The sequence below is a fragment of the Rahnella sikkimica genome (genome assembly GCF_002951615.1).
Lineage (GTDB): Bacteria > Pseudomonadota > Gammaproteobacteria > Enterobacterales > Enterobacteriaceae > Rahnella > Rahnella sikkimica.
In genome coordinates this window covers 4,051,919-4,076,364 of sequence record NZ_CP019062.1, presented here as the reverse complement: position 1 = coordinate 4,076,364, position 24,446 = coordinate 4,051,919, and the positions used below count along the sequence as shown (strand labels likewise).

Genomic DNA, 24,446 nt, shown 5'->3' with positions numbered 1-24,446 from the left:
GTCGATGGACGTGTTCTGTTACTCCAGCGTGTGGCGCAAATCCAGGCACTTCGTGCTGCCTTCACTCGGTCTTCGAGCCATAGGTCTCGAAGCCGCTCCGTTCAGCTGGATTTTGAGCGCGCCAGCTTACCCTTCTTAAAGATAAAACCAGTCTGCATTTGAATTTAGAGAAGCCAGTGGCCGCTTTCAAAACGACGTCGAGCGAGGAGTGAGAAACGGCGAGAGTCTTTTTTCGAGCAGGTTCGAACCCGAGGCGAGAGCACCGCGCAGCGGCGGCGTTTGCGGCACTAGCCAGAGTCGCTGAAACATAGCCAGCCAGCGACAGCGCGCAGTAAAAAAGCGAGGAGAGTGCAGAGAGGAAAAGCACTTTCCTCTCTGCTCGGTTTCGGCGCGAAAGACTATGTGATAACCGCACAGGAAAAACCGAAACTTACGCCAGCCTGTCTTTAAAAATGGCTAATGGCGGCGATCACCGCCATTGAAAAACCGAAACTTTCACCGTCAGAAATGGCCGTACCGAATGCCCGGCCTGGCATTCAGATCGCCCATCCACCGGCATAAAACACCACTAACGCGACTGCGATAATCACCGTCCCGACGTTCAGTTTCCGCCATTCGCCGGAGAAGATGCGGCCAATCACCAGCGCGCTGAAGCCCAGCATAATGCCGGTGACGATGTTACAGGTCAGCACGATGAATACCGCGCACAGCAGGCCAGACATCGCGTCGACGAAGTCGTTGAAATCCAGTTTGGTCACGTTGCTGAGCATCAGCAGGCCGACGTACATCAGCGCTGGCGCAGTCGCGTAAGCCGGAACCAGATAGGACAACGGAGACAGGAACAACATCAGCAGGAACAGAATGCCGACAACAGTGGCCGTCAGACCGGTTTTGCCGCCTGCCGCCGTACCCGCTGCGGATTCAATGTAAACCGCCGCCGGTGACGCGCCGACCAGTGAGGCAAAAATGCTGCTCACGGAGTCCGCCGTCAGGGCTTTGCCGCCGCTGATGATCTGACCGTTTTCATCGAGCAGGTTTGCCTGCCCGGCGACGGCGCGGATGGTGCCGGTGGCATCAAAGACCGCCGTCATCACCAGCGCCAGAACGCTTGGCAGCACCGCGGCTTTCAGCGCGCCCATGATATCGAGATCGAAAATCACGGATTTGCCGTCTGCGCCTGCCAGTGAAGGCATCGCGAACAGACCCTGATATTTCACCGCTGGGTCGAAAATCAGGCCAATAATGGAAATCGCGATGATCACCAGCAAAATGCCGCCGGGAACACGCAGTTTCTCAAAACCGAAGATCACCGCCAGACCGAGCAACGTCATCACCACCGGGAAAGAGGTAAATGCGCCCAGCGCGACCGGCAAACCGTCCAGCGGGTTTTTCACCACCAGGCCAACGCCGTTAGCAGCGATTAACAACAGGAACAGGCCGATACCGATGCCGGTTCCATGCGCAACGCCGGCCGGCAGGTTGCGCAAAATCCACGAGCGGATGCCCGTGACTGAGATAATCGTGAACAGCACGCCCATCAGGAACACCGCGCCTAACGCCACCGGTACGCTGATGTGCTGGCCGAGCACCAGGCTGAATGCCGTAAACGCCGTCAGAGAAATTGCACAGCCAATCGCCAGCGGCAGATTTGCCCACAAGCCCATCAGCAGGGAGCCAAAACCGGCAACCAGACACGTCGCGACAAACACCGCGCTCGGTGAAAACCCGGCTTTACCCAGCATGGACGGCACAACAATCACCGAATAGACCATCGCCAGAAACGTCGTTAAACCGGCGATCACTTCCTGACGGACGTTGCTGCCACGCGCACTGATTTTGAAAAATGCATCAAACGGGCCTTTTGGCGCAACAGCGCTGCCCGTCTGAGGGTGTTGACTCGACATGGAAAATCCTCTGAATGTCTTTACTGATTAGCCGGCGTGGTCATTATGAAATCGTTTCTTCACGTTCGCTTCCTTACCCGTAGCCTGAAACCGCCGAAATCAGCGTCAGATCTACAAGGCAAACGTTTAACTCACATCGCGGATGGCGGGACTAAATAATTAAGCAAACGATTATCCGGCCTTTAAACCCCTCATTTCAACTACGATCGACGACAATTTACCGTTGTCCGGTCAATAAAAACGCGGTTGTGGTGTAAATTCATCCGGCTGGCGATTTGCTGTGCGGTAACGGTTGCGCATCAGCGCTTTTGGCGACGACAAACGGGAAAGCAACACGGAGAAAACAGGATTATTTCGTGGGTTTTAATGTTGCGCTCATTGGATCACTCTCTCACCACCTGAGCGCAACAAAATAGTCTCAGCATTTAACGCAATATAGTGAAGGGTCCGCCATTCTCCAGGACTTTTTGATAAGCAGGACGCGCGGTTACATTCGATAACCACGCATTGATGTGTGGGTATTTCCCGAGCCCGGTACGTGCATTTATCGCCTCTATCGGGAAACTCATCTGAATATCTGCTGCGCTGAACTGATAGCCGGCAAAATAAGGATGCGTGGCGAGATGTTTCTCCAGATAATCCATGTGGGTATAAATTTGTTTATCCAGATAGTTTTTCTGTACGCCCTGCCCGATTGCGCCCGCAACAGGGCGGATCAGCCACGGCATCGGCGGTTTGCCTAAACGGCTGAAAATCAGTTTCATCACCAGCAACGGCATCAGCGAACCTTCGGCATAATGCATCCAGTAGCGGTATTGCTGACGCTCAGCGAAGGCCGCCGGTTTCAGCGTCCCGGCCTCATCATAAACTTCCTGCAAGTATTCGATAATGGCACCAGACTCGGCAAGGATCAGCCCGTTGTCTTCCAGCACCGGCGATTTACCCAGAGGATGCACTTTTTTCAGCGAAGCGGGGGCCAGCATCGACTTTTTATCCCGCTGATACTGCTTAACTTCGTAGGGAACGCTCAGTTCTTCCAGCATCCATAAGATTCGCTGTGAACGTGAATTATCCAAATGATGCACTATGATCATAAATATTTTCCACCCTGTTTCATTTAATTATTTGTTAACTATAGACAAGGCCTGAATAGCCGGATCATATTCATTCAAAAACCATGATGTTTCTCAGGTTTATTAACAAAGAAATTAACCAGAGAATTATTTCATTTGATTAAAATCACTTACGGATTAATCTTAATTACACGAAAAAATTATCGTAACTTCATTCGCCTTTAATAAATCTTAATGCCATTATCGCCGAATCCAAAATAGCCCCCCTGCCTGCGTGGAGCCTGACATGTTTTCCAGTAATTACAACAATGTGCTTGTAATGTTTTCGTTCATTGTTGCAATGCTTGCCTCTTATACCGCGCTTGATATGGCTGGCCGGGTTGCCACGACAGAGGGAAAGGCTTCCCGTCTCTGGTTAAGTGGGGGTGCCATTGCGATGGGCATCGGGATCTGGTCCATGCATTTTATCGGTATGCTGGCCTTTAATTCTGCTATGCCAATGGGTTACGACCCGTTTATCACGCTGCTTTCTATGGTGATCGCCATTATCTCGTCGGCCTTTGCGCTGTGGCTGGTCTGCCTGCCGCATTTACCGGCGCGGCGTTTGCTGGCCGGCGCGTTGCTGATGGGCGGCGGAATTGCCGCGATGCATTACACCGGCATGGCGGCCATGCTGATGATGCCGCCGATTGTTTATGATTACGGGTGGGTTGCACTGTCCGTTGTTGTAGCGATTGTCGCCTCGGGTGCCGCCTTGTGGATGGCGTTCCATCTGCGCCAGCAATCCCCCAACGTCCGGCTGTTACGCGTCAGCGCCGCCGTGGTGATGGGCACGGCGATTGTCGGCATGCATTACATCGGCATGGCAGCGGCCAAATTCCCGATGGACAGCCACAGTATGGCGGCGTTCAGCGGTGTGGATAACAACTGGCTGGCGCTGCTGGTGATTGTGGTGACACTGGCGATTCTGGCGATTACGCTCATTATTTCAGTTCTCGATGGCCGTATGCAGGCGCGCACGTCCATTCTGGCGTCGTCGCTGGCAAAGGCTAACCGCGAGCTGACGCAACTGGCGCTGCACGACAATCTCACCCGTTTGCCTAACCGTTTGTTGCTGGAAGACCGCCTCGGGCAGGCTTTCCAGAAAGCGTCACGCGGTGAATCTCAGTTTGCCGTGCTGTTTCTCGATCTCGACGGTTTCAAAGCGGTGAATGACGCGTTCGGCCACCATATTGGCGATCAGTTGCTGATCTCGGTCACAGAACGTTTGCAGTCTCAGCTCCGTGCAACCGATACGCTGGCGCGTCTGGGGGGCGATGAGTTTGTGCTGCTGATGGAGATAACAGAACCGGCCGATGCCTCGCAACTGGCTGACCGGCTGGTGCATCTGATTGCGCGTCCGTTTTACGTTTCCCGCTACGAACTGCTGGTGTCCGCCAGCATCGGCATTGCCGTGTATCCGGGTGACGGCGAAAACGAACGCGAGCTCATCCTCAATGCCGATGCGGCGATGTATCACACCAAAAACTCCGGCCGCAACGGGCACAGTTTCTTCCAGCCGTCGATGAACGCCAACGCGCAAAATCAGTTGCAGATGCTCAATGATTTGCGCCTGGCGATTGAACACCACGAGCTGCGTTTACATTATCAGCCGAAATTTATTGCGCCTTACGGGCCGGTCAGCGGATTCGAAGCACTGCTGCGCTGGGAGCGTAACGGCATCACCCTCAGCCCGGACGTTTTCCTGCCGCTGGCGGAAAAAACCGGTCTGATCATTCCGATTGGCGAATGGGTGCTGAACGAAGCGTGCCGTCAGCTGCGCGAATGGCATCTTGCCGGACACACGAACTGGACCGTCGCCGTGAACCTCTCCACGTTGCAGTTTGAGCAGGCTAATCTGGTGGAAATGGTGATTGATACCGTTGAGCGTCATCAGATCCCGCCGGAAATGCTGACGCTGGAAGTGACGGAAACCACGGCGATGCGTAACCCGGATGTCAGCGTGGAAATTCTCGAGCGCCTGACGCAGTACGGCGTCAAAGCGTCTATTGATGATTTCGGTACCGGCTATTCCAGCCTGCTGTATCTGAAACGTCTGCCCGCCAGCGAGCTGAAAATCGACGGCGCGTTTATTAACGATCTGATTGCGGGAAGCGAAGATGCCAGCATTGTTTCGGCGATCATTGCGCTGGGCCAGACGCTGAATCTTAAAGTCGTGGCCGAAGGCGTGGAAACCATCCAGCAACAGGATTTCCTCACGCAGCTGGGCTGCGACACGTTACAGGGCTATCTGCTGGGGCGTCCGATGACGCCGCAACAGATTGCCCAACATCCCGATTCCGACTGGGACGCTCAGGTCAAAATCATCGATAAAGTCTGACGCTGTGCAGCCCTGACGTTCAGCTTTGAACTGCCGCCGTGCGGAAAAACCGCACGGCATTGCGCAACTCGATGCTCTGTTCGGTCAGGGATTGCGCCGCTGCGGCGGCCTGTTCAACCAGCGCCGCATTTTGCTGCGTCACCCTGTCCATCTGATCGACCGCAATCCCGACTTCGTGGATCCCCGTGTGTTGTTCCGAACTTGCGGTCGAAATTTCACTGACGATCCCGGCGACTTTATTCACCGAACTGACGATATCCTGCATCGCTTTACTGGCGCGATCCGCCTGCTGTGAACCCTCGGCGATTTTGCTCACCGTCCCCTGGATCAGGTCTTTGATTTCTTTCGCCGCCTGCCCGCTTTTTTGCGCCAGCACGCGCACTTCGCTGGCGACTACGGCAAACCCTTTCCCCTGCGTTCCGGCTCGCGCGGCTTCCACGGCGGCATTCAGCGCCAGTAAATTGGTCTGAAACGCGATGCCCTCAATCACGCTGATAATGTTGATAATCTCGCGGGAACTGCCGGAAACGTCGCGCATATGCGCCTGCATACCGGTCACAATCGCGCCGCCCTGCGAGGCCGTTTTCGAGGTTTCATGCGCCAGCGCGCTGGCTTCACGGGCATTTTCAGCGTTCTGGCTGACGGTTGTTGTCAGGTTTTGCATGTTTGAACTGGTCTGCACCAGCGACGCCGCCTGTTCTTCCGTGCGCTGCGACAAATCAATATTGCCCTGTTCGATTTCGCTGGCCGCGTGATTAATGGACTCGCTGCCTTCCATAATCTGATGAATGGTTTTATTGAGCTGCTGATTCATCCCTTCCAGCGAGGCCAGCAGGCTGCCGGTATCGCCCGGTTTGAGCGCAATTTTCGCCGCCAGATTTCCGGCGGCGATTTCACGCATGATCGACGCCGCATACGCCGGTTCGCCACCCAGCTGTTTCACCAGATTGCGCGCCAGCAGTAACGCCATCGCCAGCGAGACAAGAAAGGCAAATCCCACCAGCGCCATGAACATCATGCTGGCATTGTGATAACGGCTGCGTGCCTGCGCGGCGGCCTTTTCACTGTTTGCCAGCTCATCGCTGACCAGCGTCGCCAGGTCAGCCATCAGTTGCGTGCGGTATTTGCGTGAGTTGTCGCCGCTGATTTGTGTCGCCTGCGCAATGTCGTTGCGCTCAACCGCGGCAATGACGGCGTCGTTCGCCAGCGAGAACTGTTCAAAGTTATTCACGATTTGCGTAAACAGCGCGGATTTACTGCCGCCGCTGTCCAGCTTGTGATAGGAATTTTCGGCGGCTTTAAAGTTCGCCACGGCCTGCAGGATTTCAGCACGATGGCCGTCGCGCGGCGCACCCTGTGGCGAGGCGATGTACTGCACCTGTTGCAGCCGTAATTCTGCCAGCGTACCGCGCATCACTAACGGATACTGCACGCCGGGAAGCCGGTAGGCGCGGTAACTTTCAATTTGCTGATTGCTGCCATTGAGCAGCCAGGCAGACATCGCCGCGAGGATCAGCATCAGGCCCAGAACAAGGGCGAACGCACCCAGTAAGCGCGTCAGTACAGAGAGATTGGTTATTTTTTTCATCCGGACACTTCGTTAAGTCAGTGACTTGAAACTGTGATAACGGCAACCGGGGGAAGAACTTTAGGATAAATGAAACTATATTTCACTTTGTTAAACACTGACTTTCAAAATGTAATTCGGGCGTTACTGAACGAATTTTTCGTGTTACCCGCAGTTGCTGAAAACTTGAAGTAGCAGGCATTTTTGGCGTTACGCTCATTTATGCTGAGAATAACGCCAGAAGGTTATTTCGGGGAAAAATCCGGCCATAACGGCTGAACCACGGACAGCAGATTTGCCGTTCCGGCGGCCACGGACATGTGCCGGTAATTATCGGTGCCGTCCGGCAATTGGGTGAATTTCACCACGGTTTCCAGCCCGGCCTCCTGACATAACACCGCACCGCCGGCGATATCCCACAGCGTGGTGCGGCGTTGCAGATGCCCGTCGATAATCCCTTTGGCGGCAAACACCATGCCGACCGTCGTGCAGCGGTAACAATGCACCGACCATTCTGCCGCGCGCAGCCCCTGATAAAACGCCGACGCCTCATCCAGTTTGTCGTCAGAACTGTCGCCCAGCGACACAATCCGGACATCGCCAAAACGGTCGTCGCGGCGGAAAGGTTTCCCGTTATGGAAAATCCCGTTTCCGGATTCTGCCGCAAAAAGCTCGTTCAGCACCGGCAGCGCGACCACGCCGATCACCGGTTTCTTCTGTTCGACCAGCCCGAGCGAAACGCCCCACAGCGGCGAACCGCGCAGGAAATTCGAGGTGCCGTCGATCGGATCAATCACCCAGCAGGCCGCGTCGGTCAGCGTCCCGCCCAGCTCTTCGCCGATAATCGCGTCCTGCGGAAAATGCTGTGCCAGCTGCGCACGGATAAACTGTTCTACCGCCACATCGGCTTCCGAAACAAAATCCTGCGTCCGTTTACTGCTGACTTCGATACTGTCCCGGCGGTTGAAAAAACCCAGCGCCAGTTCTGCCGCCTGAGCCGCAATCTGACTGGCTAACGCCAGCTTTGCGGACATCGTAGTGTGAGTCATCATAAATCCTGAGTTTTCAGTCTGAAGAAAAAATACGCGGTCATAGAATGCACCGGAATTGATGAATAAAAAATGACAACGGGCCGCTTGCCAAAACAGCGTAAAACCTTCTATATCTGTGTGCTTAACTTTTCAGCGTGATGCCGGAGAAAACCATGCCAGATGCCGCCCATTGGATCCCCTTTTTACTGATTTGTGTTGGTCTGGTGCTAACACCCGGCCCGAACATGATTTACCTGATTTCGCGTTCGCTGTGTCAGGGCCCGAAAGCCGGGCTGATTTCCCTCGGCGGTGTGGTGCTGGGTTTCCTGTTTTACATGCTGTTTGCCGCGCTCGGCATTACCGCGCTGCTGATGGCGGTGCCGTTCGCCTATGACGCCCTGCGGATCGGCGGCGCGGCATACTTGCTGTATATGGCGTGGCAGGCGGTTAAACCTGGCGGACGCTCGCCGTTTCAGGTCAGAGATTTGCCGCGCGACAGCAACAGAAAGCTCTTTACCATGGGGCTGGTGACCAATTTGCTAAATCCGAAAGCGGCGGTGTTGTACCTGACGTTATTGCCGCAATTTATCGTTCCTGAGCAGGGTCACGTCCTCACGCAATCTCTGGTGCTGGGCATCACGCAAATCATCGTCAGCTTTACCTTCAACGCCCTGATCGCGCTGTCGGCGGGATATATCGCCCTGTTTCTGGCCGGTCGCCCGTTGTGGATGGTGCTTCAGCGCTGGTTTATGGGCGCGGTGCTGGGCGGACTGGCGGTGCGTATGCTGCTCGACGGACGTAAATAGCGCCGTAAAACAGATAAAGCCGTTTCTGAAAGCGGCTTTGTCTGTGGTCATATTCAGTCCCTGATTAACGCTATATAATCCTCTGCACAACGAAAACAGAGGAATTCCTTCGTGCGCGCATTTTCTTCCAAATTACTGCCATCCGCTTTACTGCTCGGCCTTGTCCTGAGCTTCTCGTCGCAATCCGCCCTGGCCTCACGCCAGATCACCGACCAGCTCGGGCGTCAGGTGACGATCCCCGATCAGGTTGATCGCGTGGTCGTGCTGCAACATCAGACGCTCAATCTTCTGGTTCAGCTTGATGCGACCAAAGATATCGTCGGCGTGCTCAACAACTGGCAGCAACAGCTGGGCAGCGGTTACGTGCGTCTTGCGCCGTCTCTGGAAAAAACGCCGGTGGTGGGCGATTTGACCAGCGTGAACCTGGAAAGCGTAGTCGCCCTGCATCCGCAGGTGGTATTCGTCACCAACTATGCACCGCAGGAAATGATCGACCAGATCAGCCAGACCGGTATCGCGGTCGTCGCTATTTCTTTGCGTGATGATCCGAAAGGGGAAGAACATAAGATGAATCCGGTGCTGCCGGATGAAGATCAGGCGTATACCGAAGGGTTGAAGAAAGGGATCCAGCTGATCGGGGAAGTGGTCAATCGTCAGAAACAGGCGCAGTCATTGATCGACTATACTTTTGCTCAGCGCCAGTTAGTGGGCACGCGGCTGAAAACCATTCCGGCTGACCAGCGCATTCGCACTTACATGGCCAATCCTGACCTGACCACCTACGGTTCCGGTAAATATACCGGGCTGATGATGTCCCATGCCGGTGCGCTCAACGTGGCCGAGGCGACCGTGAAAGGCTACAAACAGGTTTCACTTGAGCAGGTGATCGCCTGGGATCCGCAGGTGATCTTCGTGCAGGACAGGTATCCGGAAGTCGTCGGTCAGATCACCCACGACCCGAAATGGCAGAGCATTGATGCGGTCAAAAATCATCGCGTTTATCTGATGCCGGAATACGCCAAAGCCTGGGGCTACCCGATGCCTGAAGCGCTGGCAATCGGTGAATTGTGGATGGCGAAAAAACTGTATCCGCAAAAATTCGCCGACATCGATATGCAAAAACAGGCTGACGCCTATTATCAGCGCTTCTACCGGACAGACTTCAAACCTGCCGCCGAAGCGGCGCACGCCGGGAAATAACCTCATCCCGGTGCCGTACTTTTTTGGGGTAATGTGACAAGGAGATCTGATGGCAAACTCGATCAAAGTGCTGGCCGCAGGCAGCCTGCGCCGCGCATGGGCACCGTTGTGTGAGGCTTTTCAGGATAAAACCGGCACCAAGGTGGTGACCGAATTCGGTCCTGCCGGGCTGCTGCGCGACAGAATTGAACAGGGTGAGAAAGTCGATTTATTCGCTTCGGCCAACACCGCGCATCCGCTGGCCTTGCAACAACACGGCAAGGCGCGGGAGGTCGATGCGTTTTGCGGAAACAGCCTGTGCGTCACGGCGCGCAAAGGGCCGGCGCTGGACAAGCTTAACTGGCTGAGCGTATTGCTCGACTCGCGTTTTCGCCTCGCCACCTCAACCCCGCAAAGCGATCCTTCCGGCGATTACGCCTGGCAGATGTTTGAACTGATTGAGCGGCGTCATCCGGGCGCGGGTGAGGCTTTGCGCAATAAAGCGCTGCGTCTGGTCGGGGGTGAGAAATCGGCAAAAATCCCGGAAGGGAAACTGGCCGCAGAATGGCTGATTAGCAGCGGGCAAGCCGATGTGTTTATCGGCTACACCAGTTACGCCGCTTCGCTGCGGGAAAACGATGCACTGGAGGTTTACAACATTCCGGCGGATTACAACGTGCGAGCCCGTTATGCGCTCGCAACGTGTACGGAAAAAGGCAAACCGCTGGCAGAATTTATTCTTTCAGAAACCGGCCAGCACATTTTGCAGAATGCCGGTTTTTGCGGAAAACATTCGGTGATGCAGGAATAGCCGTCGGTTAGTGGTCCAGATCGCGTTCTTTCATTGCCCGCTGACGGTCGTAGTATTCATCTTCGGCGGCGATGATTTCATCGAGCAGGGAATCCACGTCCGCTTTATGCGTATCTTCGGCGAACAGACCGGTCAGAGGCGTTTCCGGGGTCAGTTTACCGTCCTCGTATAACGCCCAGATTTCTTTGGCATAACGCGTTTCCAGCAATTGCGGCGCGAACTGGCCATAATATTCGGTCATGTTATTCACATCGCGTTCAAACATCGATTCGGCATGGTTGTTCGCGGCGGCGTCCACGGCCTGCGGCAGGTCGATAATCACCGGCCCGTCGGCATCCATCAGCACGTTAAATTCTGACAAATCACCGTGAACAATCCCTGCGCACAACATGCGCACGATATTGCGGATCATCGTTTCAAAATCCGCCACGGCTTCTTCTTCGGTCAGGATAACGTCGCTCAGACGCGGCGCAACCACGCCGTCAGCGTCGGTGATCAGCTCCATCAGCAGCACGCCATCCAGGCAAATATACGGTTGCGGCACGCGCACCCCGGCGTTTGCCAGCCGGAACAGCGCATCGACTTCTGCCGTTTGCCAGGACTCTTCCTGCTGCTTACGCCCGAACTTTGACCCTTTTTGCATCGCACGCGCGTTGCGGGTATTGCGGACTTTGCGGCCTTCCTGATACTGCACGGCCTGCTTGAAGCTACGCTGCGTCGCTTCCTTATAAACTTTGGCGCAACGGATTTCTTCACCGCATAAAACGGTGTAAACGTCGGCTTCTTTGCCACTTTTCAAACGACGGACCACATCGTCTATCAGGCCGTCATCCACCAGAGGTTGGATTCTATTTGGGATTTTCATGCAGCCTTGTACCTTATTTCAGCGCATGAGGGAATGACCTGCGCAATATTCCCTGCATTACACACCAGACACGCCGTTCGCGTCATCCTTTCTTAATCCTTCTTTTTCACTATACTCAAGCCTACAGTTTAACGTAGTGGCGCAGGAGTGGATACTTTCTGCACGCAGGTTCTTGCCAATCTGCGACGAAAATGTTGTCCGAAGCCTGCTGATATCCCGTTAACGCCCCGCTTTAATTTGACTTAATTATTTTATTCACACCTGATAATTATTTCCCATTGTAAGTAATGATGCCTGATTATTTAATTTTCATGACAACGGAACTTTTCTCCTTTTTTAAGCTTTTCGTGCTGTTGAGGTTGCGTTTACTTGCGGCAAAATCTGGTATACGTTCCGTTTAGAATAGAGGTGATACTGTGCCGTTAATTTCCCGTTGCAGGTCATCGTTATGAATACCCTTTTAATTACCGGCGCTACAGGTTTCGTGGGCGGAGCGGTTGTCGAATATATTCTTCGTCAACAATTAGGCTCCAAAAATAAATTATTACTTCTGGTCAGGGCTGACGATAACGCGACGGGACTCGCCAGAATTATCGATAATTTGAAAAAATTTGAATTATCCGATGAACAGCTTTCAGCTATTAGCGAGGAATCTATATTAACCGGCGATCTTGCTGAGCCGGAAAACTTTATTCAAGACCCGCGTTTGGATCATGTCACACATGTGATTAACTGCGCCGCGATTGCTTCATTTGGCAATAACCCGGCGATGTGGCGTGTTAACGTCGAAGGCTCACTGATTTTTGCCAAACGCATGGCGCAGGTCAAAGGCTTACAGCGGTTTGTCCACGTGGGCACCGCGATGGCATCAATGCCGGATAAAGACAGCGTGTTTTATGAAGGCATGCCGGACAACGAGCACAACGAAGACCTGGTGCAGTACACAGCGTCCAAGCGTGCCATCGAAAATCTGGTGCGCAGCGAATGTCCGAATCTGCCGTTTGTGGTCGCCCGTCCGTCAATCATTGTGGGTCACACGCAACATGGTTGCCAGCCGTCGAGCAGCATTTTCTGGGTCTTCATGATGGCCATTAAACTGAAGAAATTTACCTGTACGCTCGACGATCAGGTGGATGTCATTCCGGTCGATTATTGCGCTATGGTGCTGGTTAAACTGTGCCTTGCGGCTGAACTGAGCCACAGTTTCTATCATATTTCTTCCGGTGAAGAGATGTGCACGCCATTCCATGAAATAGATACGTCTGTGGCGAAAGCCAATAATACGTCACGTATTATCAGTGAATATCAGCAGATCAGTTATCAGGAATTTACCGGCATCCGTAAACAGTTCAAAGACGTGCTCGGCCCGTGTAATGACAAAATCATTCTACGTGCAATAAAACTTTATGGCGGCTTTGCACAATTAAATGTGAAATTTGACAACTCACGCTTAATGAATATGGGTATTCCTAAGCCAGCTGCATTTAAAAGTTATATTGATAAATGTGTTTCCTCGACTCGCGGTCAGACAATCAGTGAACTGATGAGAGTGGATTTTAAATAAACCGATGCGTCTGTTTGAGTCATCAAACGGCCCTTTATCTTTTATCTCTGCCCGAAAGATAAAGGGTACGGTTTAAAATACTTCGACGCCGCAAAGGACATTGCGGCGTCGTACTTTTACGACACGGCGGCTCAGACCAGGCCGTTTCTGCCATAAAGCCGGAAACCTTCGCGCTGGTTTAACCGGTCATAATAGGCAGCCACCGCAGGCAACGCCGGGCGAGAGATCGGCGTCATCGACCAGCGGTTCACCGCCAGCCCGAGCGGAATATCTGCCAGCGTGAAATTATCGCCCAACACGTAATCGCCGCTTCGCTGTAATTGCGCTTCAAAAAGCTGCATGTGGCGGTTCCACTCGCTGACACTGCCGTCAATCAGCGCCGGGTCCTGATGCTGCGGGCTGTTGCGCGCCAGTGCCATAAACGCATAACGCCATGAATTATTCAGTTCGCCCGCCTGCCAGTCCATCCACTGTTCCGTCAGCGCACGACGTTTCGGGTCAGAAGAAAGCAAATCCTCGCGCCCTTCTTTTGCAGCCAGATAGCGGCAAATGACATTGGATTCCCACAAAACAAACTCGTCGTCGAGCACCACCGGCACCATCGCATTCGGGTTCAGCGCCTTAAATTCCGGTGTCTGCGTGGACTGAAATCCCGAACCAAACTGCTCCTGCTCAAAATCCAGCCCCAGCTCAAAGCAGGTCCACAACACTTTACGCACGTTGATTGACGGCGATTTACCCAAAATCTTCAGCATGACTTCCCCTAAATGTGGAAACGATTAGCGGCGGATAAAAATCCGCGTATTGGCACCGTGATACGTCGTGTCTGTTTGTGCAACAAAACCGCACTTTTCCGCCAGCCGGATTGACGCCTGATGTTCCGGCGCAATAATGCAGCACAGCGGACGCTCAACGTTGGCTTTGGCCCAGTTCAGCACCGCCTGCGCGGCCTCAGCAGCGTAGCCTTTACCCTGAAATTTCGGCGAAACCACCCAGCCCATTTCTGCCATGCCGTTCAGCGAGGGCGTGATTTCACGCTGATAATCTGCCAGGCCGATTTCCCCGACAAACGCCCCTTCCGCACCGTTGTGCTTTTCAAACACAATCCAGTAGCCAAAACCGAGCATCTGCCAGTGGCCGGGATAACGCAGCAACCGGCTCCAGCTGGCCTCGCGGGTGGACGGCGTGCCGCCGATATATTTCACGACGTCCGGATCGGCCCACTGCGCGACGATATCTTCGAAATCTTCCACGCGATGGGCGCGCAAAATCAAACGTTCGGTTTCAAGAACGGGTGCCTGAGTCAGCATAGTTTTCCCTGGAGTTTTTCTGATTTAGTCCGATGACCATTAACTTAGCATTGGAATTGTTCGGTCGGAAAGCGGGGTTTGGGGCCGGAAAAGAAAATCACACAATAATGCCGCTGCGCAGCGCCGAAGGCGTCATGCCGCGCACCACCGGCAGCGCCCACTGCAACTGCGTGTAATTTTTGACCAGATGCGCCATCAGCTGATTGCTGTTTTCCTGCCACGGGCTGCTGAGTAAAAAGTGGCGATACAGCAGCGTAATCTGCGGATCTTCCTCAAACGTGCGTTCTTCCACCTGAATCGACGCCGGGCTGCGATCCCACGTCTGTTCCACCAGATGCCGCAGATGATCGTGGCTGGCGTTTTTTCGCCCGAAAGCGGCGTTAAACGGCTAAGACGCCTGCCAGTCAAACTGCCTGAGGTTCCGGCTCACCACCTCTTTCATTTGCGTGAAAGCCGCAGGCCGTGGCGCTGGGAATTGAAGCCGAAAGCTGGCCGGGAAGGCAATCTTCAGGCCAGTAAACTTTCACCACCAATCAGCGGAATAATTCGGGCGAGTACATCGTTAAAGACACCTTCTTCAGCAACGGCGATGAATTTAGCCTGCCGCTGACGCCAGTCCATCGTGTGGATAAGCGTTGTCGCCACCACCACGCACGGCGAGCTCAGATTATTCACCGGCACTTCAGTTGGTGCACCTCTGACACTGGTGCTCACAGGCATGCAAATCACCAGCCCGGTGACCTGATTGTATGTTTCATGAGACAAAATCAGCGCCGGGCGATATTTGCCCTGTTGCTTCCCTTCAATCCAAGCAAAATCCATTTCACAAATATCGCCACGTTTCGGTATGTACATTAGTAACCAAGCTCCTTGCTTACAGGTTGCGCCATCTCATCAGCGTGCGCAGTATAAGCATCCAATCCTGATATAAGCTCGGCTTCAGTTAGCTTTTTACCTTTAGCTTTTCGAATTTGCAGCCCTTCTTCAGAAACCTCAATGTCAACAACATCGCCTTCTTCAAATTGTGGAATTGACTTCAAATTTCCTGAAAGGCGTAACGCGATGCTGTTACCCCATTTCTGTAATGTCGCCTGAGTCCGCATGTTCATGACCTCACTGTATGTATCTACAAAGAGTATACAACCAACAGTCTGCGGGCGTATTCCCTATGCAGACTTTTGCGAGCTGCCTTCCGGTTTTAGTGATGCCTTTAAAGCCGCCTCTCTAAATGATCCCCCCGTTCACTTTCAGCGTCTGGCCGTTGACCCATGCGCCGTCGGGACCGGCGAGGAAGGAGACGACGGATGCGATGTCTTCCGGCTGGCCGAGGCGTTCGAGAGGGGCGGCTTTGGCGATATTTTCGATCAACTGCCCGGATTTACCGTTGAGGAATAAATCCGTTGCCGTCGGGCCGGGCGCGACGGTGTTGACGGTGATCTGGCGGCCACGCATTTCTTTGGTCAGTACGCGGCTCAGCGCTTCGACGGCGGCTTTGGTTGCGGCGTAAACGCCGTAAGTTGGCTGATATAAACCCACCACCGTAGAGGAGAAATTGATAATGCGTCCGCCGTTATGCAGGTGTTTTGCCGCTTCGCGCAGGGTGTTGAACGTGCCTTTCAGGTTGATGTCGATCAGGCGGTCAAACGCGGCATCGTCGGTGTCGGCGATAGCGGAAAGCGTCATGATCCCGGCGTTATTCACCAGCACATCCACGCCGCCAAAGGCTTGCTGTGCGCTGGCAAACATACGGCTGACCGCAGCACCATCACTGACATCGGCCTGCGCGGTGATGGCCTTTCCACCTGCCTGTTCAATTTTACTCACCACCGCGTCGGCTTCTGCCTCGCCGCGCGAGTAGTTCACGATGACCGTGAAACCGTCCCGCGCCAGACGTTCAGCGATGGCCGCGCCGATACCGCGTGATGCACCGGTGACCAGCGCGACTTTATTTGGGGTCGGATTTTGAGTCGGAGAAGTCATGATGTTTTCCTCAGGGTCTGTTGAAGTGTGGCGACAGACAAAGAGTAGTGGATTGACGCTGCCGGATAATTACCCGATATTCGTTATCACTATCCGGTAAAAGCGAACAATCATGGATAAACTCGACAGTATGCAGCTGTTTACCCGCGTGGTAGAGCTGCGCAGTTTTACGCAGGCCGCGCAGGGTCTGAACCTGAAACGTTCGACGGTGACCGACGCCATTAAACAGCTCGAAGCACGGCTGAAGGTTCGTTTGCTGCAACGCACCACCCGCCATGTCAGCCCGACGCTGGACGGCGAGGCGTATTATCAGCGCTGTCTGCGCATTCTGGCCGACGTGGAAGATGCCGAGATGGATTTCGCCGGTGCGCAGCCCAAAGGGTTGTTGCGGGTGGACGTCCACGGTTCACTGGCGCGGCATTTTCTTCTGCCCGGCCTGCCGGATTTTCTGGCGCAATATCCTGAGATCGAATTTTATCTGAGCGAAGGCGACCGGTTCGTCGATCTGGTGCGTGAAGGTATCGACTGCGTGATCCGCGCGGGCGAACTGAAAGACAGCGATATGGTGGCGCGCCCGCTGGGCACGTTGCCGGAAATCACCTGCGCCAGCCCGGCGTATCTTGCGCGTTTTGGTACACCGGAAACGCCGGACGATCTCGCTAATCACCGGATGATTGGCTTCCGCTCAAGTTCGACCGGCGGGCTGTTGCCCCTGGTTTTTCATCAGAACGGAAAAGCGCGGGACGTGATGTTGCCCACCCGTTTGTCGGTCAGCGGCGCGGAAAGTATGAAAGAAGCGGCGCGGCGCGGAATGGGCATTATACAGGTACCGCATTACGGGTTAACCGACGATCTGGCGCAGGGCACGCTGGTACAAATTCTGGCGGATTTCCCGGTCGGCGCGTTGCCGGTGGCGCTGCTTTATCCGCGTAACCGTCAGCTTTCGCCCCGCGTGCGGGTGTTTATTGACTGGATGGTGAAGGAGTTTGCGCGGCGCAGTCCGCCGCATACTACAGCGTTACACCCAGCTGTCTGAGCTGGCCGATATCCTGCAACGGCGGCGCGCCAAACGAGCGGCGGTATTCCCGGTTAAACTGCGACGGGCTTTCGTAGCCCACGCGAAATGCCGCAGTCGCCGCGTCGACATTGCCGCTCAACAGCAGGCGGCGCGCTTCCAGTAAACGGATCTGTTTCTGATATTGCAGCGGGCTCATGACCGTGAGCGCCTTGAAACGGTGATGCAGATTCGAGACGCTCATTCCGACAATTTTCGCCAGTTCGTCCATGCGCAGAGGGTGCGTGAAATTGGCTTTGATCCACACAATCGCCTCGCTCACGCCTTTCCCCTGATAATACGACAGTAAATGCTGGTAAAAATGACCGCCTTCCGGCGCGGTGATCAGCCGGTAGAAAATCTCTTTTTTCACCAGTTGCCCGAGCGCCTGCAAATCCTGCGGAATATCCAGCATGGCGACCAGACGCAAAAAAGCATCGGCCAGGCAGTCATCGGATTTTGCCACGTACGTGACGCCGCCGGATCGCGCAGCCGGGAGCGGATCGAGTTGCATGTCGATCATCAGATCGGCCATTTCTTTCAGATCCAGATCGATGCGGATCCCCAGATAAGGCATCTCTTCCGTCGCCTGCGTGACTTGCCCGGAAACCGGCATATCAATCGCCGAAAGCAGATAACTGCCCGTGCCGTACTCCACCACTTCCGCGCCGATCAGCACCTTTTTCTGACCCTGTAAAATCAGGCACATCGACGGAGAAAGCATCCCTTTATTGAGCGCCGTCGGATGCGTAAAACGGATAAACGACAGCCACGGCAGCGCCGTCGGACAGGAATTTTCATCCGGCGGCAGGGCTGAAAAGGCGCGCAAAACGCGCGCACTCAGGGACGTCAGGGGGGTCATAGTCTCTTCACTCATCGTCGATCAGGGTCTTCGGCTCAAGATACGCTTCCAGCCCGTAAGTACCAAATTCACGGCCCAGACCGGACTGTTTGAAGCCACCAAACGGCGCGTCCGGCGCGTCGTACATGCCGTTGACAAACACCCGCCCGGCGATAATTTGTGACGCAACGCTGCGCGCCTGCTGGCGATCTTCGCCGCTGACATAAGCTTGCAAACCATAAACCGTGTCGTTCGCCATGCTGACCGCTTCCTCAATGCTGCGATAGGTCAGCACCGAAATCACCGGCCCGAATATTTCTTCGCGGGCGATGGTCATCTGCGGCGTGACGTTCGCAAACACCGTCGGTTTCACAAAATAACCGTGGCTCAGCCCGTCTGGCCGCCCTTCGCCGCCGCACACCAGCTCCGCACCTTCTTCAACGCCGAGACGAATATAATTCTGTACGCGGGCGTACTGTTTTGCCGTCACCAGCGGGCCGATTTGCGTATCCGTCTGCTGCGGGTCGCCCACTTTGACGCTCGCGACCGCGCGCACCAGATGCGCTTTCACTTCTTCCAGCCGTTCTTCCGGGACCAGCAAACGGGTACCTGCGATGCATGCCTGGCCGTTATTCATCGTGCCAACCGCCAGCGCCAGCGGAATGGCTTTTTCGAGATCAACATCCGGCAGAAGAATGTTAGGCGACTTACCGCCGAGTTCCAGCGTCACGCGTTTCAGGGTGTCTACCGCGCCACGGGCAATCGCTTTGCCCACCGACGTCGAACCGGTAAAGGATATTTTCGCGATATCAGGGTGACGGGTAATTTCTGCGCCGACCACGTCGCCGCGTCCGGTAACAATATTAAACACGCCCGCCGGTAAACCCGCGGCGTGCAGGCACTCTGTCAGCAACTGCGTCTGGCCCGCGCTCAGTTCGCTGGGCTTAATCACCACCGTGCTGCCCGCCGCCAGCGCGGTCGCCATTTTATTGCAGATGAAACCGTAGTTAGCGTTCCACGGCGTAATCAGTCCGACGACGCCCAGCGGTTCCATCACCACTTTCGCCTTGCCAATCTGGCGGACAAATTCATACTCATTGAGCAGTTTTATCGCCTGCAAAAATGCGCCGGACGCCCGCGCCACGGTGCCGCGTACCATCGCCAGCGGGCCGCCATATTCGGCGCTCATCACCGTTTCCAGCAAGTCCGCCCGCGCCAGCACCGCATCGTGCAGTTGCTGTAAATACTGAATGCGCTGCGCTTTGCTGGTCCGTGAGAAATCAACGTAAGCCGCTTTTGCGGCAGCAATCGCCTGGCGGGTATCGGTTTCATCGGCCAGACGAACCTGCGCCGCGACCTGTTCCGTCACCGGATCGATCAGGTGCATCACTTCAGTGCCGTGCGGGGTGACGAACTCGCCGTTAATATAGATTTGATTAATCTGTTTCATGAATGCCTCCGGTTTGTGAGTCTGCATGCTAAGACCGGCGGGCGAAAGGGGGATAGACCAATACTGCCTGAGGATTGCCTGATCCTGCTGGCCGGGAGTATGTTAGAAATCTATCGATTGGGAGAAACCGATGACCACACCCGCTGTATTACTGCATATCGGCCACGAAGAGACGCAGATTGTCGTCAGAAATTCCGGGGCTGAAGACAAGGTTTTGCCGCTGACGCTGGGCTCACAGCTGACGTCTGTGGGCTATTTCAGCCACACGCCGCCCACGCCGGACGAAATGGAAACCGCCATTATGGTGGTGGAAGATGAAATTATTCGTATCCGGCACGACATTCCCGCAGGCGCGGCGCTGTTTTGCACAGACAACGATGTCCGCGCGCTGGCACGCATTGCCGGTGTGGCAGAAAACGAAGTGATGACGCTGTCGCTCGACGCCGTCGAACGGACATTTGACCGGCTGGCGCTGGTGATAAACGGACGTCCGGCGCATTTTGAAGGATTGCCGGACGGCAATGATTTTGCGGCCACTTTGCTGATTTTGCGCGAGTTCATGCACCATCTGCAATTTGCAGAAATCACCGTGCAGGGAACGAAATTTGAGATGTAAGCAGAAAGCGTAACAGCCTCCTGCGAGGCTGTTATTTTCAATGACTCAGATTCAGGCCGAGGTGTTTTTCAGCTGCGCAGGGTCAGACTCCAGCAACACCAGGCCGCTGAGATCCGGCAGCGACTGGTGCGCCAGATAATCCCGGAACGACATGCGCGGCGCATCGTTTTGCCACGCAGACTGCAGCTTGCCAAGCAAATCCGTGGTTTTTGACGTTTCCACCGGCGTCGTTGTGTCGGATTCCAGCCAGCCTTTCACATACTTCTGAATATGCGTTGAGGTGCTGGCCGACTGATCCACAAACGCGCTCACCAGCGCCCCTTTGTGGTACTGCACCGACGTCGTACTTTCAGCTTTATCATCAATCTGATAGTAGAGATAATTCTGCGAATTCCTGTCACTCGTCAGGTTCAGCTGAAGTCCCGGCGTTAATGGCTGATGGTAGCTCGCGACCAGATGCGACTGCTGCTTCTGCGTGATATTGCGGTTCTGCGTGCTGTCGCCGGTGATGGTGCTGGCCTGCGAAACCTCGTAAGAGAACGAATCCACTTCGCTAAGCTTCATCGGATTGGTTTTATCCGTTGGCGTCTGCGTGACTGACGCGGTGAAATCCGCCAGCCCGGTCATCATGTTCTTATCGGTTTGGGTCAGCGAGAAATAAACCGGTTCTAAACCGCTGCTTTTGTACGTGTTCGCCGTTTCGCCGTAATTGCTGTTAAGCGCGGTAAACGCATCTTTGAACATGTCCATCAGCGAGGAATCGGCGTTACCCCGCGTGCCCGCACTGCTGAACCGTTTCAGATACTGATTCAGCGCCTGTTTCTGCTGTGAGTCCGTGCCGAGAAGTGCACGTTTACTCATGTCCACGCTGATATCCACCGTGCCCAGCTCGCCGGTAGATTTCACCGAGCGCGTGCTGGCGTCGGCGTGGAAATCCAGCGTCTGTGTATCGGTCTTGCCCAGCGTGGCGTGCAAATCAACGGAAGACAGCACTGAGGTATCGAATTTTGTTAATCCGCTGAGATCGAGCTTTGGCGGTTGTGCGGTCAGGCCGTCAATGGCTTTCTGAAAACCGTCGGCCAGGCCGGCCAGCGCCGTGCGATCGGCGTCGCTGAGCGTGCCTTTGGTGACGTTCACCTGCACGCCCAGACCGTCGGCATCGCTGCCCAGCGTAATATCTACCAAGGCACCGCTGGCCGTTTTCACGCTCAGGGTGATCTGGTTATCCGCTTTGGTATGAAGTTGCGATTGCGCGCTGCTGACGGAAGAAGCCGAACCTGCCGTTTGCTTTAAGACAGATTGCGAATAACTGCCTGCATCTGTGGTAAAGCGCTCCAGCAGCGCCGCGCCCAGCCCGGTGAAACGCGCCGCATTGCCCGCAGAACTGAAATTTCCCGCCAGCTTCGACGAGATAAGATCGGCAGACGCATTTTCCCACACCAGCGCCGGTTTGGTGATGGCGTAAACCGGCGTGCTGCGTGTCGCCTGCCCGATCGTCACGGAAGTCGATTGCGTCTCTGCCGCTTGCTGGCTGGCGACGGCGGTCACGGTTGCCGTGGTTTTGGTGGCGGCCAGCAGCGTAGTGGCTGACTGATTGCCTGTCGCAGAAATGATTGTCATCCCGATAGTTCCCTTGTGTTGCGCCATAGCGCCAGTGGATACCCTGATCCTTCTGATGCTATTTTCGGCAAAACCACAGGAAACTTTAAGGACATGTAAAAGTCTGTTTCTGAAAATGCGAACTGCGACGCCCGCCGTCAGGTCATTCCAGCGGACCGCCCAGAATGGTTTCGCACATGCCGGAAAGAATACGTTCGCCGGTTTCTGTTTTCAGATCTTCATACCACTGGCCGGTGACTGCCATATCTTTGCCATGCGTCACGTCGCACCGTTTGCGTGCTTTCAGCACCAGATCTTTCACGCGATACGCCCGCTTTTCCTGGTAGCGCAGCAGCGCGTCTTCAATGCCTAACGAATTGGTTTGCAACGCATTGGCCAGCACCACGGCGTCTTCCATTGCCGCGCAGCCGCCCTGCCCGATATCCGGCGTCGTGCTGTGGCCGGAGTCGCCGAGCAGCGCAATCCGCCCTTTCACCAGCTGCATAAACGGTTCGATATCGTGAATTTCAATCCGGTTGGTGGTGTCAGGATTGATCAGGCCGATGAGTTTCTGCACCGGTTCTGCCCAGCCGGCAAAATAGCGCTGTAAATCGTCGCGCAACGTGGCGCGGTCTTCCGGCAGGCCTTTGGGCAGCGGAACGTCAAAGAAAAAGTAGAAACGGTTGTCGCTGACCGGCATCAGCGAAACGCGTTTGCCTTCGCCGACGAACGTCGTCCACTGATCGGAGGGCGCGATGCTTTCATCGATTTCCACCAGCCCGTTCCAGTTAACATAACCGGCATAACGGCGCTCGGTGGCGTAGCCCAGAACATGCTGACGGATCACAGAATGCGTGCCGTCGGCGGCAATCAGCACATCCCCGGTTGCGGATGACCCGTCGTCAAACCAGGCGGTGACGCTGTCTGCGGATTCTTCAACGTGCGTAACCCGTTTGCCAAACTGCACCTCGTCGCGGCCATAGGTGTCGAGCAGCATCGACTGGAGTTCCGCGCGCGCCACCGGATACGGCTGCTCGCCGACGCTCTGAATCAGCGGATCCATCGAGAAGCGCGTCAGGGTCTGGCCCTGCAGATACTCTTTGTACGCCATAAAACGCATCTGCCCGCCCAGCTTGCGCAACGGCTCTTTCATCCCGAGATAATTCAGACATTTCACGCCGTTCGGCCAGATGGAAATCGCCGCCCCCACCGGTTTGATCTCCTTCACCGCCTCGTATACCGCCGTTTCTATACCAAAACGCTTCAGCGCAATCGCCGCACATGTCCCGCCAATACCGCCACCAATCACGATCGCTTTCATATTTTTCTCCTTGAAGTCACACAAGGAAAAAGCAATTTCTGTACCAGAACGCGGATTTGCGCAATAAGCCTTGTATACAATCTTAAGACAAATCATCACCGGCCAAAGTCCGGCCTGAATGCGCTAAAACAAGGCGTAACATCCGCGAAATGAGCCAGTCTGGTGCGTGGACGCGAAGGTTGATACTCTGCGGACTATTCAGATTTCAAATACCACAACCAGAAGTAGTGATGAAATGAATCGCTATCCCATGTTCAGCCCGCAGCAGTTACTCAGTTTTGTGGCCGTCTGCGAAACCGGCAGTTTTACCCGCGCTGCCGACCGCGTTTATCTTTCGCAATCGACGGTCAGCCAGCAGGTCCGGCGGCTCGAAGAAGCGCTGGGGAAACCGTTGCTCGAGCGCACGTCGCATCAGGTTCAGCTCACCGAGGAAGGCGAGCGGCTGCTCGGCTATGCGCGGCGGATTATCGCACTCAACGGCGAGGCGCACGACGCGCTGAGCGATCAGTGGCCGGACGGCATCGTGCGTCTCGGCGTGCCGGAAGATTTTGCCGCTGCCACCACGTCTTTGCTGGCGCAGTTCTGCCGCGAGCATCCGCATATCCGGCTGGATGTCACCAGCGGCCTGAGCCACGAACTGCGCCGCGCGTGGCAGCAGGACATGCTGGATATTATCCTGGTGAAACAGCTGACCGGCGAGAAAGCCAATGCGTCGCGCCCCGAGCCGATGCTGTGGCTCGACAGCGCCGGGTTTCCGGCTTTTGAACGCGACCCGGTGCCGCTGGTGCTGTTCCCGCTCAACGGTTTGTATCGCGAAGAATTGTGCCAGGCGCTGGACGCCCTCGGGCGCAGCTGGCGGATCAGCTACAGCAGCGCCAGCCTCGCCGCGCTGGTCGCCGCAAGCGCCGTCGGGCTAGGCATCACGCTTCTGCCCGCCAGCTGTGTCACGCCGGAACACCGAATTCTCGGCGCAGACAGCGGCTTACCCACCGTGGATAACGTCGAGCTGGCGCTGTTTTACCGCCCGGACGCCACGGCGGCGCAAATCGCGCTGGCGGGAAAATTGCGCGAGTTTTGCCAACTCAGCTGAGCATT

Annotated in this window: 22 protein-coding genes and 1 pseudogene; 8 read left to right on the top strand and 15 right to left on the bottom strand. The window is 55.2% G+C overall.

Annotation, left to right across the window (positions count from 1 at the left end):
• Nucleotides 1-536: 536 nt before the first annotated feature.
• Together BV494_RS18815 and BV494_RS18810 are read right to left on the bottom strand one after the other, a co-directional pair.
• Nucleotides 537-1,904: an NCS2 family permease gene (locus tag BV494_RS18815; protein WP_104924211.1), complete on the bottom strand. Its 1,368-nt coding sequence runs from the start codon at nucleotides 1,902-1,904 to the stop codon at nucleotides 537-539.
• A gap of 425 nt (nucleotides 1,905-2,329) precedes the next feature.
• A complete protein-coding gene (locus BV494_RS18810) occupies nucleotides 2,330-2,998 on the bottom strand; it encodes a glutathione S-transferase family protein (RefSeq protein ID WP_104924210.1) in 669 nt (222 codons plus the stop codon).
• 265 nt (nucleotides 2,999-3,263) lie between these two features.
• Here BV494_RS18810 and BV494_RS18805 point away from each other — a divergent pair, with 265 nt between their 5' ends.
• Complete coding sequence (locus BV494_RS18805; protein WP_104924209.1) at nucleotides 3,264-5,357, top strand: putative bifunctional diguanylate cyclase/phosphodiesterase; 2,094 nt, start codon at nucleotides 3,264-3,266, stop codon at nucleotides 5,355-5,357.
• 19 nt (nucleotides 5,358-5,376) lie between these two features.
• Here the strand turns inward: BV494_RS18805 and BV494_RS18800 are convergent, their stop codons facing one another.
• Both BV494_RS18800 and BV494_RS18795 read right to left on the bottom strand, forming a co-directional pair.
• Nucleotides 5,377-6,945, bottom strand: a complete 1,569-nt coding sequence (locus tag BV494_RS18800) for a methyl-accepting chemotaxis protein (protein WP_104924208.1) — start codon at nucleotides 6,943-6,945, stop codon at nucleotides 5,377-5,379.
• Nucleotides 6,946-7,169: 224 nt separating this feature from the next.
• The gene (locus BV494_RS18795; RefSeq protein WP_226789987.1) at nucleotides 7,170-7,976 is read right to left on the bottom strand and encodes an inositol monophosphatase family protein; all 807 of its coding nucleotides are present in this window, start codon (nucleotides 7,974-7,976) and stop codon (nucleotides 7,170-7,172) included.
• Between the two features lie 152 nt (nucleotides 7,977-8,128).
• On the opposite strand from BV494_RS18795, the gene BV494_RS18790 reads away from it, so the two are divergent.
• The 3 genes from BV494_RS18790 (at nucleotide 8,129) to BV494_RS18780 (ending at nucleotide 10,751) form a co-directional block, all read left to right on the top strand.
• Nucleotides 8,129-8,761 carry a LysE family translocator gene (locus tag BV494_RS18790; protein WP_104924206.1) on the top strand — a complete coding sequence of 211 codons (633 nt, stop codon included), beginning with the start codon at nucleotides 8,129-8,131 and terminating at the stop codon, nucleotides 8,759-8,761.
• A 111-nt stretch (nucleotides 8,762-8,872) separates the two neighbouring features.
• Nucleotides 8,873-9,961: an ABC transporter substrate-binding protein gene (locus BV494_RS18785; protein WP_104924205.1), complete on the top strand. Its 1,089-nt coding sequence runs from the start codon at nucleotides 8,873-8,875 to the stop codon at nucleotides 9,959-9,961.
• 49 nt (nucleotides 9,962-10,010) lie between these two features.
• Complete coding sequence (locus tag BV494_RS18780) at nucleotides 10,011-10,751, top strand: molybdate ABC transporter substrate-binding protein (protein WP_104924204.1); 741 nt, start codon at nucleotides 10,011-10,013, stop codon at nucleotides 10,749-10,751.
• Between the two features lie 7 nt (nucleotides 10,752-10,758).
• Here the strand turns inward: BV494_RS18780 and BV494_RS18775 are convergent, their stop codons facing one another.
• On the bottom strand, nucleotides 10,759-11,616 hold the full coding sequence (locus BV494_RS18775) for a PA4780 family RIO1-like protein kinase (RefSeq protein ID WP_104924203.1): 858 nt from the start codon (nucleotides 11,614-11,616) through the stop codon (nucleotides 10,759-10,761).
• 448 nt (nucleotides 11,617-12,064) lie between these two features.
• Here BV494_RS18775 and BV494_RS18770 point away from each other — a divergent pair, with 448 nt between their 5' ends.
• On the top strand, nucleotides 12,065-13,180 hold the full coding sequence (locus tag BV494_RS18770) for an SDR family oxidoreductase (RefSeq protein WP_104924202.1): 1,116 nt from the start codon (nucleotides 12,065-12,067) through the stop codon (nucleotides 13,178-13,180).
• Nucleotides 13,181-13,311: 131 nt separating this feature from the next.
• On the opposite strand, the gene BV494_RS18765 is transcribed toward BV494_RS18770, so the two are convergent.
• The 6 genes and pseudogenes from BV494_RS18765 to BV494_RS18740 form a co-directional block, all read right to left on the bottom strand.
• On the bottom strand, nucleotides 13,312-13,935 hold the full coding sequence (locus tag BV494_RS18765; protein ID WP_104924201.1) for a glutathione S-transferase family protein: 624 nt from the start codon (nucleotides 13,933-13,935) through the stop codon (nucleotides 13,312-13,314).
• Nucleotides 13,936-13,959: 24 nt separating this feature from the next.
• The gene (locus BV494_RS18760; protein WP_104924200.1) at nucleotides 13,960-14,490 is read right to left on the bottom strand and encodes a GNAT family N-acetyltransferase; all 531 of its coding nucleotides are present in this window, start codon (nucleotides 14,488-14,490) and stop codon (nucleotides 13,960-13,962) included.
• 115 nt (nucleotides 14,491-14,605) lie between these two features.
• A pseudogene (locus tag BV494_RS18755) lies at nucleotides 14,606-14,836 on the bottom strand (AraC family transcriptional regulator); the annotation flags it as partial.
• A gap of 161 nt (nucleotides 14,837-14,997) precedes the next feature.
• Nucleotides 14,998-15,345 carry a type II toxin-antitoxin system PemK/MazF family toxin gene (locus BV494_RS18750; RefSeq protein ID WP_104924199.1) on the bottom strand — a complete coding sequence of 116 codons (348 nt, stop codon included), beginning with the start codon at nucleotides 15,343-15,345 and terminating at the stop codon, nucleotides 14,998-15,000.
• Nucleotides 15,345-15,593 carry an AbrB/MazE/SpoVT family DNA-binding domain-containing protein gene (locus tag BV494_RS18745; RefSeq protein ID WP_104924198.1) on the bottom strand — a complete coding sequence of 83 codons (249 nt, stop codon included), beginning with the start codon at nucleotides 15,591-15,593 and terminating at the stop codon, nucleotides 15,345-15,347. The genes BV494_RS18750 and BV494_RS18745 overlap by 1 nt, the downstream gene beginning before the upstream one ends.
• A 121-nt stretch (nucleotides 15,594-15,714) precedes the next feature.
• Nucleotides 15,715-16,470: an SDR family oxidoreductase gene (locus BV494_RS18740; RefSeq protein WP_104924197.1), complete on the bottom strand. Its 756-nt coding sequence runs from the start codon at nucleotides 16,468-16,470 to the stop codon at nucleotides 15,715-15,717.
• Between the two features lie 112 nt (nucleotides 16,471-16,582).
• Between BV494_RS18740 and BV494_RS18735 the strand changes: the two genes are divergently transcribed.
• Nucleotides 16,583-17,506 (top strand): LysR family transcriptional regulator, encoded by a 924-nt coding sequence (locus tag BV494_RS18735; RefSeq protein WP_104924196.1) that lies wholly within the window; start codon nucleotides 16,583-16,585, stop codon nucleotides 17,504-17,506.
• Here BV494_RS18735 and BV494_RS18730 read toward each other — a convergent pair.
• Nucleotides 17,481-18,401, bottom strand: coding sequence for an AraC family transcriptional regulator (locus BV494_RS18730; RefSeq protein WP_104924195.1), 921 nt, complete (start codon nucleotides 18,399-18,401; stop codon nucleotides 17,481-17,483). The two genes, BV494_RS18735 and BV494_RS18730, sit on opposite strands and share 26 nt — an antisense overlap.
• On the bottom strand, nucleotides 18,394-19,815 hold the full coding sequence (locus tag BV494_RS18725) for an aldehyde dehydrogenase family protein (protein ID WP_104924194.1): 1,422 nt from the start codon (nucleotides 19,813-19,815) through the stop codon (nucleotides 18,394-18,396). The genes BV494_RS18730 and BV494_RS18725 overlap by 8 nt, the downstream gene beginning before the upstream one ends.
• A 130-nt stretch (nucleotides 19,816-19,945) precedes the next feature.
• Between BV494_RS18725 and BV494_RS18720 the strand changes: the two genes are divergently transcribed.
• The gene (locus tag BV494_RS18720) at nucleotides 19,946-20,431 is read left to right on the top strand and encodes a hypothetical protein (protein WP_104924193.1); all 486 of its coding nucleotides are present in this window, start codon (nucleotides 19,946-19,948) and stop codon (nucleotides 20,429-20,431) included.
• Between the two features lie 51 nt (nucleotides 20,432-20,482).
• Here BV494_RS18720 and BV494_RS18715 read toward each other — a convergent pair whose 3' ends face one another.
• Both BV494_RS18715 and hpxO read right to left on the bottom strand, forming a co-directional pair.
• Nucleotides 20,483-22,051: a hypothetical protein gene (locus BV494_RS18715; protein ID WP_104924192.1), complete on the bottom strand. Its 1,569-nt coding sequence runs from the start codon at nucleotides 22,049-22,051 to the stop codon at nucleotides 20,483-20,485.
• A 142-nt stretch (nucleotides 22,052-22,193) separates the two neighbouring features.
• Complete coding sequence (gene hpxO, locus BV494_RS18710) at nucleotides 22,194-23,351, bottom strand: FAD-dependent urate hydroxylase HpxO (protein ID WP_104924191.1); 1,158 nt, start codon at nucleotides 23,349-23,351, stop codon at nucleotides 22,194-22,196.
• Nucleotides 23,352-23,586: 235 nt separating this feature from the next.
• On the opposite strand from hpxO, the gene BV494_RS18705 reads away from it, so the two are divergent.
• Entirely contained in the window at nucleotides 23,587-24,441 is an 855-nt protein-coding gene (locus tag BV494_RS18705) for a LysR family transcriptional regulator (protein WP_104924190.1), read from the top strand.
• Nucleotides 24,442-24,446 lie beyond the last annotated feature (5 nt).

Coding starts and splice junctions, on each gene's coding strand:
- BV494_RS18775 (WP_104924203.1), bottom strand. CDS start 11,616: ATGAAAATCCCAAATAGAATCCAACCTCTGGTGGATGACGGCCTGATA.
- hpxO (WP_104924191.1), bottom strand. CDS start 23,351: ATGAAAGCGATCGTGATTGGTGGCGGTATTGGCGGGACATGTGCGGCG.
- BV494_RS18765 (WP_104924201.1), bottom strand. CDS start 13,935: ATGCTGAAGATTTTGGGTAAATCGCCGTCAATCAACGTGCGTAAAGTG.
- BV494_RS18740 (WP_104924197.1), bottom strand. CDS start 16,470: ATGACTTCTCCGACTCAAAATCCGACCCCAAATAAAGTCGCGCTGGTC.
- BV494_RS18800 (WP_104924208.1), bottom strand. CDS start 6,945: ATGAAAAAAATAACCAATCTCTCTGTACTGACGCGCTTACTGGGTGCG.
- BV494_RS18715 (WP_104924192.1), bottom strand. CDS start 22,051: ATGACAATCATTTCTGCGACAGGCAATCAGTCAGCCACTACGCTGCTG.
- BV494_RS18815 (WP_104924211.1), bottom strand. CDS start 1,904: ATGTCGAGTCAACACCCTCAGACGGGCAGCGCTGTTGCGCCAAAAGGC.
- BV494_RS18790 (WP_104924206.1), top strand. CDS start 8,129: ATGCCAGATGCCGCCCATTGGATCCCCTTTTTACTGATTTGTGTTGGT.
- BV494_RS18730 (WP_104924195.1), bottom strand. CDS start 18,401: ATGAGTGAAGAGACTATGACCCCCCTGACGTCCCTGAGTGCGCGCGTT.
- BV494_RS18750 (WP_104924199.1), bottom strand. CDS start 15,345: ATGTACATACCGAAACGTGGCGATATTTGTGAAATGGATTTTGCTTGG.
- BV494_RS18705 (WP_104924190.1), top strand. CDS start 23,587: ATGAATCGCTATCCCATGTTCAGCCCGCAGCAGTTACTCAGTTTTGTG.
- BV494_RS18725 (WP_104924194.1), bottom strand. CDS start 19,815: ATGAAACAGATTAATCAAATCTATATTAACGGCGAGTTCGTCACCCCG.
- BV494_RS18735 (WP_104924196.1), top strand. CDS start 16,583: ATGGATAAACTCGACAGTATGCAGCTGTTTACCCGCGTGGTAGAGCTG.
- BV494_RS18780 (WP_104924204.1), top strand. CDS start 10,011: ATGGCAAACTCGATCAAAGTGCTGGCCGCAGGCAGCCTGCGCCGCGCA.
- BV494_RS18810 (WP_104924210.1), bottom strand. CDS start 2,998: ATGATCATAGTGCATCATTTGGATAATTCACGTTCACAGCGAATCTTA.
- BV494_RS18770 (WP_104924202.1), top strand. CDS start 12,065: ATGAATACCCTTTTAATTACCGGCGCTACAGGTTTCGTGGGCGGAGCG.
- BV494_RS18745 (WP_104924198.1), bottom strand. CDS start 15,593: ATGCGGACTCAGGCGACATTACAGAAATGGGGTAACAGCATCGCGTTA.
- BV494_RS18720 (WP_104924193.1), top strand. CDS start 19,946: ATGACCACACCCGCTGTATTACTGCATATCGGCCACGAAGAGACGCAG.
- BV494_RS18760 (WP_104924200.1), bottom strand. CDS start 14,490: ATGCTGACTCAGGCACCCGTTCTTGAAACCGAACGTTTGATTTTGCGC.
- BV494_RS18805 (WP_104924209.1), top strand. CDS start 3,264: ATGTTTTCCAGTAATTACAACAATGTGCTTGTAATGTTTTCGTTCATT.
- BV494_RS18795 (WP_226789987.1), bottom strand. CDS start 7,976: ATGATGACTCACACTACGATGTCCGCAAAGCTGGCGTTAGCCAGTCAG.